The following is a 15,240-nucleotide window of genomic DNA, read 5'->3' on the forward strand; positions in this document are numbered from 1 at the left end:
GCAATTAAGATGATAATGTTCTGATTAAATTAGAAAAATCTTCTTTGATGTCATGGCTTTCTTCCCGTAATTGTTCAATTTTACGGCAAGCATGTAACACCGTGGTATGGTCACGGCCGCCAAAGGCATCCCCGATTTCAGGTAAACTATGGTTAGTCAGCTCTTTTGCCAGTGCCATTGCCATCTGACGCGGACGCGCGACAGAACGGGAACGGCGCTTAGACAATAAATCTGCTACCTTAATTTTATAATATTCAGCAACTGTTTTTTGAATATTATCAATAGTTACCAGCTTTTCTTGTAGTGCTAATAGGTCACGCAGTGCTTCTCTGACAAAATCGATAGTAATCGCGCGGCCAGTAAAGTTTGCGTTGGCAATCACACGATTTAACGCCCCTTCTAATTCACGAACGTTCGAGCGAAGGCGTTTGGCGATGAAAAAGGCCACTTCACCCGGAAGTTGGATTTCATTTTCATCTGCTTTTTTCATTAAAATCGCCACGCGAGTTTCTAACTCTGGTGGTTCGATTGCAACAGTTAGGCCCCAACCAAAACGCGATTTTAAGCGATCTTCCACACCGTTAATCTCTTTTGGGTAACGGTCAGAGGTCAAAATAATTTGCTGATTGCCTTCTAGTAGCGCATTAAAAGTATGGAAAAATTCTTCTTGTGAGCGCTCTTTGTTAGCAAAAAACTGGATATCATCAATGAGTAGCGCATCTACAGAACGGTAATAACGTTTGAATTCTTCAATTGCGTTGTTCTGTAGAGCTTTGACCATATCTTGAACAAAACGTTCAGAGTGCATATAAACCACGCGAGCGTTGGCTTTATGCTGCATAATACTATTGCCGACAGCATGTAATAAGTGGGTTTTACCTAAACCAGTCCCACCATAAAGAAATAATGGGTTGTAGGCACCACCTGGATTTTCTGCCACTTGCCTCGCAGCAGCGCGAGCCAATTGGTTCGATTTACCTTCAACAAAGTTATCAAAAGTGTGCTTAGGGTTTACATTAGAACGATAAGCAACTTCTGGTTGTACTTTGGCTGAGTTGTCCCAACTCGGTTTAATTGGGGCTGACGGAACGGCAAACGCAGGTACTTGTTGAGTTGTACGTGCTTGTGTTGCTGCCGGTGCGACTGTAATCGGTTTGTTGCCTACCTCAAAGTGTAGTGCAGGCGCGTCAGTTCCACAAAAGTCATTCAATAATTCATTGATATTATTGATGTACTTGTCTCTAACCCAGTCGAGAACGAAACGATTTGGGGCATAAAGTGCCAGTGTATTGTCGTTTAATTCAGCTTGAAGGGGTCGTATCCACATACTGAATTCTGTGGCAGGTAGTTCATCCTGCAATCGGGCAAGACATTGCTGCCAAAGCGAAAGTGACACGTTGGACTCCCCTAAACAAGGTCAATGGAACAAGAAGTACGGATGTAAACAAAGAGTTTCTCGGGCTCATTCTTAGTGCTATGACCCAAAAATATTTTAGATTAACGCTTACTTACTGCATATTGCCGATCGATGGATCAGAAATAGACCAGCGATCATACCGCAAAATTAGTCAGAGATCTCCATTCTTTTACACAGTTTTTATGCTTTTTATCCACAGGTAAATGTGATAAGGCCCCTCTTATAAAGAAGAAATAGATTGGGCTACCTAAATTTATCGTCATTTTTCCACATGCTGGGGATAACTTTAGACGATTTACAGTAAATATTCTGTATGATCAAAAAATATTTTTAGATCTCTTGAAGATCCTTGCGCTTTGGGTCGGAGTCCGTATAATCTTCCTCCCTGTGTACAGTACAGATGTGATTTTTACACGAAACTGAGGTAAACTTGTTGGGCTATATCGCTTTATTTTAACGTTAATGTTAGGTGGGGCGGGGCAAAAAACAGGTTTTCAGCCAGTATGCGAATGTAATCATTCGTCGGCTGTCACAACATATGTCGGCAAACCGGTCAGCCAGGCTATAAATAAAAGTGGTTTGATTGCGTCATTTCATTGACGTGACCCCCTATGTTTTATTACAATCCTGCCTCTTTCTATATTGTTGCGATAGAGGCACAGGTGTAAATCAGTTTCCACTGGTTGCCAACGCGTTTACTGAATCAGTAATAAATTTAAAAGTTAGGTAGAAATCGTTATGAAACGCACTTTTCAACCGTCCGTACTGAAGCGCAACCGTTCACACGGTTTCCGTGCTCGTATGGCCACTAAAAATGGTCGTCAGGTTCTGGCTCGCCGTCGTGCTAAAGGCCGCGCTCGTCTGACCGTTTCATCTAAGTAATAAAGCTAGCCCTCTATTCAAGTGGTTACGCTCGCTTTTACCCGGGAGTTACGTTTGTTAACTCCCAGGCATTTCGATAATGTCTTTAAGCAGCCGCAGAGGGCGAGTTCCCCAGAGATAACAATCCTTGGTCGCCTAAACGAGCTGGGGCATCCCCGCATCGGTCTTACCATCGCCAAAAAAAATGTTAAACGAGCTCATGAGCGAAATCGTATTAAACGGTTAGCGCGTGAATATTTTCGTCTGCATCAACATGAGTTGCCTTCAATGGACTTTGTGGTATTGGTAAGGAAAGGGGTCGCTAATCTCGACAATCAACAGATCACGGAAGCATTGGATAAGTTATGGCGTCGTCACCGTCGCTTGGCTCAAAAATCCTGATCATGCTGATCAGAGGCTACCAACTGGCAATTAGCCCGTTGTTAGGGCCTCGTTGTCGCTTCAATCCTACTTGTTCAAATTACGGAATTGAGGCATTGCGCAGGTTTGGTATGCTAAAAGGGAGTTGGTTAACGGCGAAACGCGTATTAAAATGCCACCCTTTACACGCTGGTGGAGATGATCCTGTCCCACCTAGAAAAACTGATGATAATAGAGAATTATAACGATGGATTCGCAACGCAATCTTCTACTCATCGCTTTGTTGTTCGTGTCGTTCTTAGTTTGGCAGGCCTGGGAGAGCGATAAAGTTGCTCAGGACGTTAAAACTGTTCAAACTTCGCAACAAGCGGATATGCCAAGCAGTGATGCTCAAGCCGTAACTGGCAGTGGGCAAGGTAAGCTCATCACAGTCAAAACTGATGTACTGGATATTCGCATCAATACTCGTGGTGGTGATATCGATGAGGCTGACCTGTTAGCCTATCCTGCGACCCTTCATTCGGAAAGCCCTTTCCGTTTACTGGAAACTAATCCAGGCTTTGTCTACCAGGCACAGAGTGGTTTGATTGGTCTTCATGGTCCAGACAACCCAGCAAATAATAATGGCGAACGTCCGCTGTATAGCGCAGATTCTACAACTTTCACATTAGAGAAAGGCCAAGACGTCTTGCGCGTACCAATGACATTTACTGATAATAACGGTGTTATATATCAGAAAACGTACATTGTTAAACGTGGCCAATATACTGTTGAAGTTGAATACAGTATTCAAAACCCAACCGCTCAACCACTGAGTCTCGCTTTCTTCGGTCAGTTAAAACAAACTATCGAGTTACCTAAAGAGCGTGACACTGGCAGCAGCAATTTTGCTCTGCATACCTATCGTGGTGCGGCGTATTCTTCTGATGAAAACAACTATAAAAAATATAGCTTTGGCGACATCGAAGATAAAAACCTCGACTTAACCACCAAAGGTGGCTGGGTAGCGATGTTGCAACAGTATTTTGCAACCGCGTGGATCCCGGCAAGTGCTGAAAAGAGTACTTTCTACACCATTGACCTTGATAAAAAATCTGCCATCATTGGTTATAAGAGTGAACCAATGACTATCGCAGCTAATGGCGCTGGTACTTATTCATCAACGTTATGGGTTGGTCCTGAAATTCAGTCTGAAATGGCTGCAGTTGCACCACATTTAGACTTAACCGTTGATTATGGTTGGTTATGGTTTATCTCTCAGCCACTGTTTAAACTGCTGAAATTCATTCACGGTTTTGTGGGTAACTGGGGTATTGCTATCATCGTTATCACCTTTATCGTTCGTGGTATTATGTACCCACTGACTAAAGCACAGTACACCTCGATGGCGAAAATGCGTTTACTGCAACCTAAACTGGCTGCAATGCGTGAGCGTATTGGTGATGATAAACAACGTATGAGCCAAGAAATGATGGCGATGTATAAAGCAGAAAAAGTAAACCCACTGGGTGGTTGTTTACCTCTGCTGATTCAAATGCCTATCTTCCTTGCACTTTACTATATGTTGATGGGTTCTGTTGAACTGCGTCACGCACCATTCTTTGGTTGGATTCAAGACTTGTCTGCACAAGACCCGTACTACATTCTGCCAGTATTGATGGGTGTGACGATGTTTGTGATTCAGAAAATGTCACCAACCGCTGTGACTGACCCAATGCAGCAGAAGATTATGACGTACATGCCAGTCGTGTTCACCATCTTCTTCCTGTGGTTCCCATCAGGTCTGGTTCTGTATTATATCGTGAGTAACTTAGTCACCATCATCCAGCAACAAGTGATTTACCGTGGTCTGGAAAAACGTGGTCTGCACAGTCGCGATAAAAAAGAGAAAAAATAGTCTCGCTTCTCAGTAAACTGAGAATGGCTTCACAAAGCGGGATTCTATAGTAGTATTAAGGCGACCAAACACGGTCGCCTTTATTCTTTTCAAAAAACAGTTTTTAAGTCAAAACAGAGAAACATCATGCAAATCAACGATACTATCGTCGCACAGGCAACACCTCCCGGTCGTGGTGGTGTCGGTATTTTACGTGTATCTGGCCCGAAAGCGGCGCAGATTGCCGAAATCGTGTTGGGAAAACTCCCTAAACCACGTTATGCGGATTACCTGCCATTTCGTGATGAGGATGGCTCTGTTCTTGACCAAGGTATTGCGCTTTACTTCCCTGGGCCAAATTCATTTACGGGTGAAGATGTGCTTGAATTACAAGGACACGGCGGGCCAGTTATTCTTGATTTATTGCTCAGAAGAATACTAACGATTGATGGTATTCGCATTGCGAATCCTGGTGAATTTTCTGAGCGAGCATTTTTAAACGATAAGCTCGATTTAGCCCAAGCGGAAGCAATTGCCGATTTGATTGACGCGAGTTCTGAACAAGCGGCGCGTTCAGCGATGAATTCGTTACAGGGCGCATTTTCTTCTCATATTCACCAATTGGTGGAAGCACTCACTCACTTGCGCATCTATGTGGAAGCAGCTATCGATTTCCCAGATGAAGAAATTGACTTCCTGTCTGACGGTAAAATTGAAGCTAAACTCAACGAAGTGGTGGCAGATTTAGAACAAGTTCGCTCCCAAGCGCGCCAAGGTAGTTTATTGCGTGAAGGAATGAAAGTGGTAATTGCAGGGCGCCCAAATGCAGGAAAATCGAGCTTGCTAAATGCATTGGCGGGGCGTGAGGCTGCGATTGTCACGGATATTGCGGGAACGACGCGTGATGTATTACGTGAACATATTCATATTGATGGTATGCCATTGCATATCATTGATACTGCAGGCCTGCGCGAAGCCAGTGATGAAGTTGAGCGAATTGGTATCGAACGAGCTTGGAAAGAAATTGAACAAGCGGACCATGTGCTGTTTATGGTTGATAGCACTACAACTAATGCCACGGAACCACAAGAAATTTGGCCTGAATTTATGGCGCGCTTACCTGATGAACTTCCGGTCACCGTAATTCGTAACAAAGCCGATATGACAGGCGAACCAGTTGAGTTTATTGATAATACTCGTTATCCGTTAATTCGTTTGTCTGCACGCGAAGAAAAAGGCATTGATTTGTTGCGCGATCACCTAAAAGAAACCATTGGCTTTAATAGCAATACTGAGGGTGGTTTCCTTGCTCGTAGTCGCCATTTACAAGCATTGAATGCGGCAGCTGTTCACCTAGAACAGGGCTATGACCAGTTAGTGAACGCTCGCTCCGGTGAGTTATTAGCGGAAGAATTACGTTTAGCTCAGCAAGAACTCAGCGAAATCACTGGTGAGTTCACTTCTGATGATTTATTAGGCCGTATTTTCTCAAGTTTTTGTATTGGGAAATAATCTGTTACCTACACGTAATCACGTGTAGGTTCCCCTTCTTTTTGTTGTTTTAATCTTACCTTAAGCTCTTGGCGTTTTTATTTTTCTAAAATGGTTGATTAACCAAACTAACAGATAAAAACCATGAATAAATCATTGCAGGTTAACATTCAAAGTTACGCTCAACGTCCTGACTTAATCGACGAGTGCGAACGTTTTCTTGATAAGTTATGGCCGCAGTTTATGAGCCAATCATCGGTGTGTGATGAATATTGGGAGAGGCTTGATGAGGAGCCCTATTCTCATTTTCAATTTATCGCAACAGTGAATGAAAATAGTCTGGAAAGAGTGGTTGGTATTATTCGCTCCGTGCCTTTTTTATGGCCTTATGGTGATTTTAGCAAATTAGCGGAAATGGGCTGGGATGCGATTTTCAACTTCGCAATGGAAAACCAGCAAGGTGGTGAGCCTTATATCTCGGCATTATCTGTTACGGTTGACCCGCAATATCGAGGTCAGCAAATACCTGCTTTATTGATCAATGCACTAAAAACGGCTGCTCAGAGCCATGGGGCAAAATCAGTGATTGTGCCTGTTCGCCCAACACTGAAGCATCGTTACCCGTTACAGGATTTTGATGAATATTGCGGGTGGAAAAATGAGCAAGGTGAGCCGTTTGATCCGTGGATTAGAACCCATTGGCGCTTGGGTGCCACGGTACTGCAGCCCGTTCATCGTTCAATGGTGATTACCGGTTCCATTGCTGATTGGCAATCATGGACGGATATGAAATATCCGCAGTCAGGGCAATATATTATCTCAGGAGCATTAGTTCCTGTTACTGCCGATGTGCTACGACAGCAAGTGGAATATATCGAACCTAATTTATGGATGCTGCACTCGCTTTAAGGCTCAGTATTGTGTTTATTTTTGAATAATACTTGTCGATATATTTTTACACGCTATAGCGTGTTATTTATGTTTTACCGGTTATAGCAGGTAAATATTATTAGAGCTAAACAAGATAGGTGTTAAAATGAAAGTGACCAATACCCGGCAACTTAGTGCTTACATGAAAGATGTCAGAGAGACGAAAAAATTATCTCAAAGTAAAGTTGCAAGTAAAGTGGGTATTCGGCAAGATACTGTCTCCAGTTTTGAACTTTTTCCTGACTCTACCAAATTAGAAACCTTTTTAAGATTTTATCTGCCCTCGATTTAGAACTCGATATTAAACCACGAAATGAAAGCGGCTCATCAAAATCAGACTCCGGATGGAAGGAGGAGTGGTGATTTTTAAATCAATAAATGAAGTTATCCACATATAATCTTGATTAACCATGGCTTTTAATTATATACTGAAAAAGTATTTGCAGAATGGGATATATTCGCCATTAATTGAATATTTCGGTATTCGCGGAAAGACTTGTCTTTCTACCTACTTCCCGCATGCCTAGTCGCTTCACTGTTGTGCTGCATGACATGAACATGATGGAATTCGCAACTTTGGGGCGACCCAAAGTTGCGTGGAACGGGAGCTCGTGCTGGTTAATCCCTTCCTTATAGGGCGAACTCAAAATTTTAGCGGCCATATACTTGGTCGTGTTTTGAGGTATAAGGAAAAACTATGAGTAATCATCAAGCAAATATTGGCCAGCAAGCACAAGAAAAGAAACCTCGAAAAATGTCATCCATATTGAAGTTGCTCTGGAGAATCATTAGATTCGTTGATATTGTAACCCGTTGGTTAGATAAATTAGAGGGTGATGAGTAATGTGCTCTCCCTCGTTTCAACACTATGATATAGGTATTTTTATGATTGCAAAAACACTGCGTTTGGTTAGGCAATATCATGAAATGACTCGCCTTGATGCTTCCAGTGAGCTTGGAATACCAAAAGATACACTTATTCAATTAGAGTCTGGTATTTTACCTGTTACGAAACCAATATTAGAGGCATATTCTAAAGTATTTGATATTCCGGTATCATCACTAGTTTTTTTCTCTGAGTCTTTATCTCCAGTGAAGAATAAGAGGATTAATAGAATTAGGTCACTTTTTGCGGGAAAGGCACTGAAAATTTTGGAATGGGTTGTTAGTAAAAATGAGTCAAAAATTAACTCTTAATAATAAGAATAAAGCATACCAGCTAACAGATTCTCCATTTCATAAGCTATCAAGTAAAAAAAAATTAGCTATTCTTTTACGCACACCCTTATCTCAAATTCGAAGTTTACGAGTCGATTCTGGAAATTATTCAGAGTTTGAAAGTATTGGTAAATCCGGAAAAATTAGAAAGATCCAAAAACCCTCTAGGAATTTAGATGTAGTCCATACAAGGATTGCTAGCCTATTAATAAGAATTATTACCCCAGAGTACTTACACTCTGGGAAAAAAGGCTATTCAAATGTAACTAATGCAAATATCCATTTAAATACAAATGCATTAATGACTTCAGATATAAAATCATTTTATCCATCAACTTCATGGAATATGATTTTTTCTTTTTTTTATAGCGTTATGTCATGCTCTGCTGATATAGCTGAAATATTGGCAGACTTGTGTACTTGTCATAAACATTTACCGACAGGTAGTAGGATCAGTATGCCATTAGCATACTGGGCAAATGTTAGGATGTTTAACGAGTTAGAGAATATTTGTCAAAAACATGATGTCATAATGACAGTTTATGTAGATGATCTTACTTTTTCTGGAAAAAATGTTAATCGTCTTTTTAAATCAACAGTAAAAAAAATAATTTCTAGATATGGGCATGAAATGCATCCAACTAAAACTAAATTGTATCCACCAAATGGAACCAAACTTGTAACTGGTGTGGTCATTGATAGGAACAATTTATTAGTACGAAATGAACAACACTTTAAATTGTTTGAAGAGCTTAGCATGTGGAATGCTATTAAAAACAATCAATATGCTATAAGTATGAGTATAACCTCGAAGCTAATTGGTCGGCTTCATTCTATGGGAACAATAGAACCAAAGTATAAAACAAAAGCTAAATCAGTTAGAAAAAGTACAGCAATATAAATTGGATTATTCAATTCTATTTGTAGATTCGAAAAAACTAGCTTTAATTCATAAGTGCTCTAAGTTTAAATAAGCTTAGTCAATCCCTTACCCGACTCCCGTGCGTAAACACCGTCGCTTTACCTTGACGACAAAAGCCGACTAAGGTCAAATTGGCTTTTTCTGCGACTTCAATAGCGAGTGCAGTGGCGGCGGAAACAGCAAATAGAATTTCTGCACCACAGCTAGCGGCTTTTTGTACCATTTCATAGCTAGCACGGCTAGAAACCAGTACTGCGCCTTGTTGCCATTGGTTACGATGTTTCATACCTAAAAGTTTATCCAGAGCCACATGACGGCCGACATCTTCACATCCACCGACTAATTGCCCTTCTGGTGAAATCCATGCGGCCGCATGGGTACAACCTGTCAGTGCACCAATTTCTTGCACTTTTTTCAATTCATGTAATGCATTATCGAGATGCGAGAGAGAGAAGGTTTGGGTGAAAGGTAGTGGGGCGATCGGTTTGAAAATTTCATCGAGTTGCTCAGTGCCACAAATACCACAGCCTGTACGCCCTGCTAAATTACGGCGACGTTCTTTGAGTTCCATAAACCGACGGCTAGATAATTCAACATGCACTTCAATTCCGCGGTTGCAGCCTTCCACGATATCAATTCCACGAATTTCATCATCTGACTGTATTATCCCTTCAGAAAGTGCGAAGCCGACTGCAAAATCCTCAAGATCTTTTGGCGTTGCCATCATTACCACATGGGATATGCCATTGAAGACTAAAGCGACAGGAGATTCTTCTGCTACATAGTCATTTACGAGTAAATTCAGGTTGCCTTTTTGTTGCACGGTTGTGTGATTTAAGCCAATCATTTTGGTTAATTTGGAGTCATTTGTAGTATTTGTTTCATGCATTAGATGAATTCCTAGCATTAATGATACATAATATTAATTATGGGTAAAAAGAATTTACACCATTTGCCGGGCAATGAACCTGGGACGTAAGGAAGACGTTGAATAAAAACAGTTTACCTGATTATCGCGATTGGCGTTAGGTAAACATGAGCAATGTAAATGAGGAGATCCCCATGCAAGTCAGCAGAAGGCAGTTCTTTAAGATCTGCGCTGGCGGTATGGCAGGTACGACGGCAGCGGCCTTGGGTTTTGCACCCGCCACCGCGTTAGCGTCAACGCGCCAGTATAAATTACTGCGTGCGAAAGAGACCAGAAATACCTGTACCTACTGTTCTGTCGGCTGTGGGCTGTTAATGTACAGCCTCGGTGATGGCGCGAAAAATGCAAAAGAGAGCATTTTCCATATTGAAGGGGACCCGGATCATCCGGTAAACCGTGGTGCACTTTGTCCGAAAGGTGCTGGACTTATCGATTTCATCCACAGTGAAAGTCGCTTGAAGTATCCTGAAGTGCGTGAGCCGGGTACTAATGAGTGGAAACGTATCACGTGGAACGAAGCATTTGACCGTATCGCTAAGTTAATGAAAGAAGACCGCGATGCGAACTTTATTGAGAAAAATAAAGACGGTGTCACGGTAAATCGTTGGCTGACCACCGGTATGCTATGCGCATCGGCGGGGAGTAACGAAAGCGGATTTGTAACGCAAAAATTCACCCGCGCTCTCGGCATGCTTGCCGTTGATAACCAAGCGCGTGTCTGACACGGACCAACGGTAGCAAGTCTTGCTCCAACATTTGGTCGCGGTGCGATGACCAACCACTGGGTTGACATTAAAAATGCAAACCTAGTTGTCGTTATGGGTGGAAATGCAGCAGAAGCGCATCCAGTCGGTTTCCGCTGGGCGATGGAAGCTAAAATCCATAATAAAGCCAAACTTATTGTTATTGACCCACGCTTTACCCGTACTGCGGCAGTGGCGGATTTTTACACGCCTATCCGTTCGGGTACAGATATCGCGTTCTTATCAGGTGTTATCAAATACTTACTGGATAATGAAAAAATTCAGCGTGAATACGTGGAAGCGTATACCAACGCCAGTTTAGTTATTCGTGAAGATTATGGTTTTGATGACGGCCTGTTTACAGGTTATGACGAAGAAAAACGTCAATATGATAAAACCACGTGGAACTATGAGATGGATGAAAACGGCCTTGCGCTGCGCGATCCGACTCTGAAACACCCACGTTGTGTGTTAAATCTATTAAAAGAACACGTCAGCCGTTATACACCTGAAGTGGTGAATAACATCTGTGGTACGCCAATTAAAGATTTCTTGCAAGTCTGTGAATACCTTGCAGAAACGAGTGCTAAAGATAAAACAGCATCGTTCTTATATGCATTAGGTTGGACTCAACATACCGTGGGTGCGCAAAATATTCGTACCATGGCGATGATCCAATTACTGCTGGGTAATATGGGGATGTTAGGCGGTGGTGTAAACGCACTGCGTGGTCACTCTAATATCCAAGGTCTAACTGACTTAGGTTTGCTATCTCAGAGCTTACCGGGTTATTTAACCTTACCATCAGACAAACAAACCACATTAGAAAGTTACTTAGCTGCAAACACGCCAAAAGCAACGGTTGAAGGTCAAGTTAACTATTGGGGTAACTACCCGAAATTCTTTGTTAGTTTGATGAAGACTTTCTACGGAGATAAAGCGCAGAAAGAAAATAATTGGGGCTTTGATTTATTACCGAAATGGGATCAAGGCTATGATGTGCTGCGTTATTTCGAAATGATGGATAAAGGGGAAGTTAACGGCTATATCTGCCAAGGCTTTAACCCATTAGCATCATTCCCGAATAAAAACAAAGTCGTTAAGTCGCTGTCAAAACTGAAATTTTTGATTACCGTTGACCCACTGAATACGGAAACCTCGAATTTCTGGCAAAACCACGGCGAAATGAATGATGTGAATCCGGAAGAAATCCAAACTACGGTATTCCGCCTGCCATCTTGCTGTTTTGCTGAAGAAAATGGTTCGATTGTTAACTCAGCGCGTTGGTTACAATGGCACTGGAAAGGTGCGGATGCCCCAGGTGAAGCGATCAGTGATGGTGAAATTCTGTCTGGTATTTTCCATCGTCTACGCCAACTGTATGCCTCTGAAGGTGGTGCAGTACCTGAACAAGTTCTAAGTATGACTTGGAATTACTTCGACCGTGATAACCCAACGCCAGAAGAAGTCGCTCAAGAAAACAATGGTTATGCTTTAGTTGACTTAAAAGATGCGGATGGCAACGTTATTGCGAAAAAAGGTGAGCTGTTGAGTTCGTTTGCCCAATTGCGTGATGATGGTACTACTGCAAGTGGTTGCTGGATTTTCACCGGTAGTTGGACGCCGAAAGGTAACCAAATGGCTAACCGTGATAACTCTGACCCAACGGGTCTAGGTAACACATTAGGTTGGGCATGGGCGTGGCCTCTAAACCGTCGTGTGATTTATAACCGTGCATCGGCAGACCCAATGGGTAAACCGTGGGATCCGAAACGCCAAATCCTTGAGTGGAACGGTAGCAAATGGATAGGAATGGATATTCCTGACTATAGCAATGCTGCGCCGGGAAGTGGTGTTGGTCCATTTATCATGCAGCCAGAAGGTATGGGACGTCTATTCGCACTGGATAAAATGGCTGAAGGCCCATTCCCAGAGCACTACGAACCAATTGAAACGCCGCTGGATACTAACCCATTGCATCCAAAAGTCGTATCAAACCCTGCTGCTCGTGTGTTTAAAGATGACTGGGCACAAATGGGTAAAGCGACAGAATTCCCTTATGTGGGAACGACTTATCGTTTGACTGAACATTTCCACTATTGGACAAAGCATGCCTTGTTAAATGCCATCATTCAGCCACAACAGTTCATTGAAATTGGTGAACGTCTGGCGAATGAAAAAGGTATCAAACAAGGTGATACGGTGAAAGTCAGCTCTAAACGCGGTTATATCAAAGCAAAAGCGGTGGTCACCAAACGTATTCATACGCTGAAAGTGGCGGGTAAAGATATTGATACTATCGGTATCCCTATTCACTGGGGCTTTGAAGGCTTGGCTGTGAAAGGCTTTATTGCTAACACGTTAACGCCGTATGTGGGTGATGCGAATACTCAGACACCGGAATTTAAATCGTTCCTTGTCAATGTGGAAAAGGTGTAAGGAGATAAATTATGTCAATGCAATCTCAGGACATTATTCGTCGCTCTGCCACCAATTCCCTGACTCCCGCGCCTCAGGTGCGGGACTATAAGGAAGAAGTTGCAAAGCTTATCGATGTGACGACCTGTATCGGCTGTAAAGCTTGTCAGGTCGCGTGTTCCGAATGGAACGATATCCGTGACAAAATCGGGACGAACGTTGGGGTATATGATAACCCAACAGATTTAACCGCTAAATCATGGACGGTAATGCGCTTCTCTGAAGTGGAAGAGAACGATAAATTTGAATGGCTGATCCGTAAAGATGGTTGTATGCACTGTGCTGACCCAGGCTGTCTGAAGGCGTGCCCTTCGGAAGGCGCGATAGTACAGTACAAAAACGGTATCGTTGATTTCCAATCAGAACATTGTATTGGTTGTGGTTATTGTATTGCGGGTTGTCCGTTTGATGTACCGCGCATCAACCCAGAAGATAACCGTGCATACAAATGTACGCTGTGTGTTGACCGTGTTGAAGTCGGTCAAGAGCCTGCGTGTGTGAAAACGTGTCCAACCGGCGCTATCCACTTCGGTAGCAAAGAAGACATGATTAACATGGCTGGTGAGCGTGTTGAAGAGCTGAAAACTCGTGGTTATGCAAACGCAGGTTTATATGACCCTGAGGGGGTTGGTGGTACGCACGTGATGTACGTTTTACACCATGCAGATAAACCGCAGTTGTATCACGGATTGCCGGAAAACCCGACAATCAGCCCTACAGTCACTTTCTGGAAAGGTATCTGGAAGCCGTTAGCAGCGGTTGGTTTTGCTGCAACATTTGCGGCGGCCATCTTCCACTATGTGGGTATTGGTCCGAACCGCGTCTCCAAAAAAGATGAAGAAGAAGCTTTAGAAGATATGCATAATGCAATGTCCTCTGACACTTCGAAATCAAAAGAAGGGGAGGATCAGAAATGATGCCAGATGATAACGACAAAATCATCCGCCATAAACCGATTGAAAGGATCAATCACTGGGCGGTTGTGATTTGCTTTTTGTTCACCGCAATCAGTGGGTTAGGGTTCTTTTTCCCTTCACTAAACTGGTTTATGAACATTTTAGGCACACCACAGCTGTCGCGAATTTTGCATCCATTTGTGGGTACGGCGATGTTCTTGCTGTTCGTATTTATGTTCTTCCGCTATTTCCACCATAACTTCATTAATAAAGAAGATATCAAGTGGGCAAAAAATATCGGTAAAGTACTGAAAAACGAAGAAGCAGGTGATGTAGGTCAATATAACCTCGGCCAAAAAGGGGTGTATTGGGTAGTCACTATCTGCTTATTAGCGCTGGTGGTCACGGGTGTGATCATGTGGCGTCCTTATTTCGCCGATTACTTCCCAATCCCTGTTTATCGTGCAGCTATTCTTATTCACTCGCTCTCTGCGATTGCGCTGATCATCATGATTGTGGTTCACGCTTATGCTGCGATTTGGGTGAAAGGTTCAGTGCGTGCGATGGTTGAAGGTTGGGTGACTCGTGGTTGGGCTAGAAAGCACCATCCATTGTGGTACCGTCAGCTTTTGGAAAAAGAAAAACAGCAAAAACAGCAACAAGAGAAAAACTAAGTTTTATTATTGTTGTTATCAAACCCACAAATGACTAATGTTATTTGTGGGTTTTTTATATCTAAAAAACATAAACATTCAATTTATTTGAAAGAAAGAAAATTAGATATATTTATTTGATGACCTGTTTACGATTTATTATCATTATAGTTAATCAAAATAAGATTAATACAAAATACACATCAAATAAAGATGCTCTTATTTCGCGTATAATTTACATTGGTTTTTAAACCAAGAATAAACAAATAAATATTTATTTGTTTTATTTTTATGTAAAAAAAAGATGATAATTCTTTAATTTGTTGATAATAAATAATTTTTATAATTGTTATTTCTTTGTGAATAGCTATTGAATATTGATATTAGATCAATAAATAGCTATCTTAAATGAACATTGTTGATTAATTCGATATTTTGTTTCTAAT

14 protein-coding genes and 1 pseudogene are annotated in these 15,240 nt (G+C 42.1%); 13 read left to right on the forward strand and 2 right to left on the reverse strand.

What is annotated here, in order from left to right; all coding sequences use genetic code 11:
* Positions 1 to 4: 4 nt before the first annotated feature.
* Positions 5 to 1,396: a chromosomal replication initiator protein DnaA gene (gene dnaA, locus PR683_RS16405; RefSeq protein ID WP_109912543.1), complete on the reverse strand. Its 1,392-nt coding sequence runs from the start codon at positions 1,394 to 1,396 to the stop codon at positions 5 to 7.
* A 759-nt stretch (positions 1,397 to 2,155) separates the two neighbouring features.
* Here dnaA and rpmH point away from each other — a divergent pair.
* The 10 genes and pseudogenes from rpmH (at position 2,156) to PR683_RS16455 (ending at position 9,075) form a co-directional block, all read left to right on the forward strand.
* Positions 2,156 to 2,299, forward strand: a complete 144-nt coding sequence (gene rpmH / locus PR683_RS16410) for a 50S ribosomal protein L34 (RefSeq protein WP_004906236.1) — start codon at positions 2,156 to 2,158, stop codon at positions 2,297 to 2,299.
* 21 nt (positions 2,300 to 2,320) lie between these two features.
* Entirely contained in the window at positions 2,321 to 2,680 is a 360-nt protein-coding gene (gene rnpA, locus PR683_RS16415) for a ribonuclease P protein component (protein WP_004906229.1), read from the forward strand.
* A complete protein-coding gene (gene yidD, locus PR683_RS16420; protein ID WP_036959180.1) occupies positions 2,644 to 2,904 on the forward strand; it encodes a membrane protein insertion efficiency factor YidD in 261 nt (86 codons plus the stop codon). Before rnpA ends, yidD begins: the two co-directional genes overlap by 37 nt.
* Before the next feature lie 2 nt (positions 2,905 to 2,906).
* Positions 2,907 to 4,556, forward strand: a complete 1,650-nt coding sequence (yidC, locus tag PR683_RS16425; protein ID WP_004906815.1) for a membrane protein insertase YidC — start codon at positions 2,907 to 2,909, stop codon at positions 4,554 to 4,556.
* A 126-nt stretch (positions 4,557 to 4,682) separates the two neighbouring features.
* Positions 4,683 to 6,047, forward strand: coding sequence for a tRNA uridine-5-carboxymethylaminomethyl(34) synthesis GTPase MnmE (gene mnmE, locus PR683_RS16430; protein ID WP_004906817.1), 1,365 nt, complete (start codon positions 4,683 to 4,685; stop codon positions 6,045 to 6,047).
* A 123-nt stretch (positions 6,048 to 6,170) separates the two neighbouring features.
* The gene (locus PR683_RS16435) at positions 6,171 to 6,935 is read left to right on the forward strand and encodes a GNAT family N-acetyltransferase (protein ID WP_272581899.1); all 765 of its coding nucleotides are present in this window, start codon (positions 6,171 to 6,173) and stop codon (positions 6,933 to 6,935) included.
* Between the two features lie 127 nt (positions 6,936 to 7,062).
* Positions 7,063 to 7,319 (forward strand): annotated as a pseudogene (locus tag PR683_RS16440) (helix-turn-helix domain-containing protein).
* A 334-nt stretch (positions 7,320 to 7,653) separates the two neighbouring features.
* A complete protein-coding gene (locus tag PR683_RS16445) occupies positions 7,654 to 7,800 on the forward strand; it encodes a hypothetical protein (RefSeq protein WP_272581900.1) in 147 nt (48 codons plus the stop codon).
* 41 nt (positions 7,801 to 7,841) lie between these two features.
* Positions 7,842 to 8,153, forward strand: coding sequence for a helix-turn-helix domain-containing protein (locus PR683_RS16450; protein ID WP_272581901.1), 312 nt, complete (start codon positions 7,842 to 7,844; stop codon positions 8,151 to 8,153).
* Entirely contained in the window at positions 8,131 to 9,075 is a 945-nt protein-coding gene (locus PR683_RS16455; protein ID WP_272581902.1) for a reverse transcriptase family protein, read from the forward strand. Before PR683_RS16450 ends, PR683_RS16455 begins: the two co-directional genes overlap by 23 nt.
* A 79-nt stretch (positions 9,076 to 9,154) precedes the next feature.
* Here the strand turns inward: PR683_RS16455 and fdhD are convergent, their stop codons facing one another.
* A complete protein-coding gene (gene fdhD / locus PR683_RS16460) occupies positions 9,155 to 9,985 on the reverse strand; it encodes a formate dehydrogenase accessory sulfurtransferase FdhD (RefSeq protein ID WP_272571525.1) in 831 nt (276 codons plus the stop codon).
* A 173-nt stretch (positions 9,986 to 10,158) separates the two neighbouring features.
* Between fdhD and fdnG the strand changes: the two genes are divergently transcribed.
* Genes fdnG through fdoI form a run of 3 tightly spaced genes read left to right on the forward strand, consistent with a single transcriptional unit; the run spans position 10,159 to position 14,815 of the window.
* Positions 10,159 to 13,206 carry a formate dehydrogenase-N subunit alpha gene (fdnG, locus tag PR683_RS16465; RefSeq protein ID WP_109912541.1) on the forward strand — a complete coding sequence of 1,016 codons (3,048 nt, stop codon included), beginning with the start codon at positions 10,159 to 10,161 and terminating at the stop codon, positions 13,204 to 13,206.
* A gap of 11 nt (positions 13,207 to 13,217) precedes the next feature.
* A complete protein-coding gene (gene fdxH / locus PR683_RS16470) occupies positions 13,218 to 14,162 on the forward strand; it encodes a formate dehydrogenase subunit beta (RefSeq protein ID WP_110731529.1) in 945 nt (314 codons plus the stop codon).
* Positions 14,159 to 14,815 carry a formate dehydrogenase cytochrome b556 subunit gene (fdoI, locus tag PR683_RS16475; protein WP_094961977.1) on the forward strand — a complete coding sequence of 219 codons (657 nt, stop codon included), beginning with the start codon at positions 14,159 to 14,161 and terminating at the stop codon, positions 14,813 to 14,815. The genes fdxH and fdoI overlap by 4 nt, the downstream gene beginning before the upstream one ends.
* Positions 14,816 to 15,240: the final 425 nt, after the last annotated feature.

It is taken from the genome of Providencia sp. PROV269 (genome assembly GCF_028477785.1).
GTDB classification, from domain to species: Bacteria; Pseudomonadota; Gammaproteobacteria; order Enterobacterales; family Enterobacteriaceae; genus Providencia; species Providencia rettgeri.

What these genes read in the sequence shown, in the direction of transcription:
- rpmH (WP_004906236.1), top strand. Translation starts at nt 2,156, where the DNA reads ATGAAACGCACTTTTCAACCGTCCGTACTGAAGCGCAACCGTTCACAC.
- yidD (WP_036959180.1), top strand. Translation starts at nt 2,644, where the DNA reads ATGGCGTCGTCACCGTCGCTTGGCTCAAAAATCCTGATCATGCTGATC.
- yidC (WP_004906815.1), top strand. Translation starts at nt 2,907, where the DNA reads ATGGATTCGCAACGCAATCTTCTACTCATCGCTTTGTTGTTCGTGTCG.
- mnmE (WP_004906817.1), top strand. Translation starts at nt 4,683, where the DNA reads ATGCAAATCAACGATACTATCGTCGCACAGGCAACACCTCCCGGTCGT.
- PR683_RS16435 (WP_272581899.1), top strand. Translation starts at nt 6,171, where the DNA reads ATGAATAAATCATTGCAGGTTAACATTCAAAGTTACGCTCAACGTCCT.
- PR683_RS16445 (WP_272581900.1), top strand. Translation starts at nt 7,654, where the DNA reads ATGAGTAATCATCAAGCAAATATTGGCCAGCAAGCACAAGAAAAGAAA.
- PR683_RS16450 (WP_272581901.1), top strand. Translation starts at nt 7,842, where the DNA reads ATGATTGCAAAAACACTGCGTTTGGTTAGGCAATATCATGAAATGACT.
- PR683_RS16455 (WP_272581902.1), top strand. Translation starts at nt 8,131, where the DNA reads ATGAGTCAAAAATTAACTCTTAATAATAAGAATAAAGCATACCAGCTA.
- fdhD (WP_272571525.1), bottom strand. Translation starts at nt 9,985, where the DNA reads ATGCATGAAACAAATACTACAAATGACTCCAAATTAACCAAAATGATT.
- fdxH (WP_110731529.1), top strand. Translation starts at nt 13,218, where the DNA reads ATGTCAATGCAATCTCAGGACATTATTCGTCGCTCTGCCACCAATTCC.
- fdoI (WP_094961977.1), top strand. Translation starts at nt 14,159, where the DNA reads ATGATGCCAGATGATAACGACAAAATCATCCGCCATAAACCGATTGAA.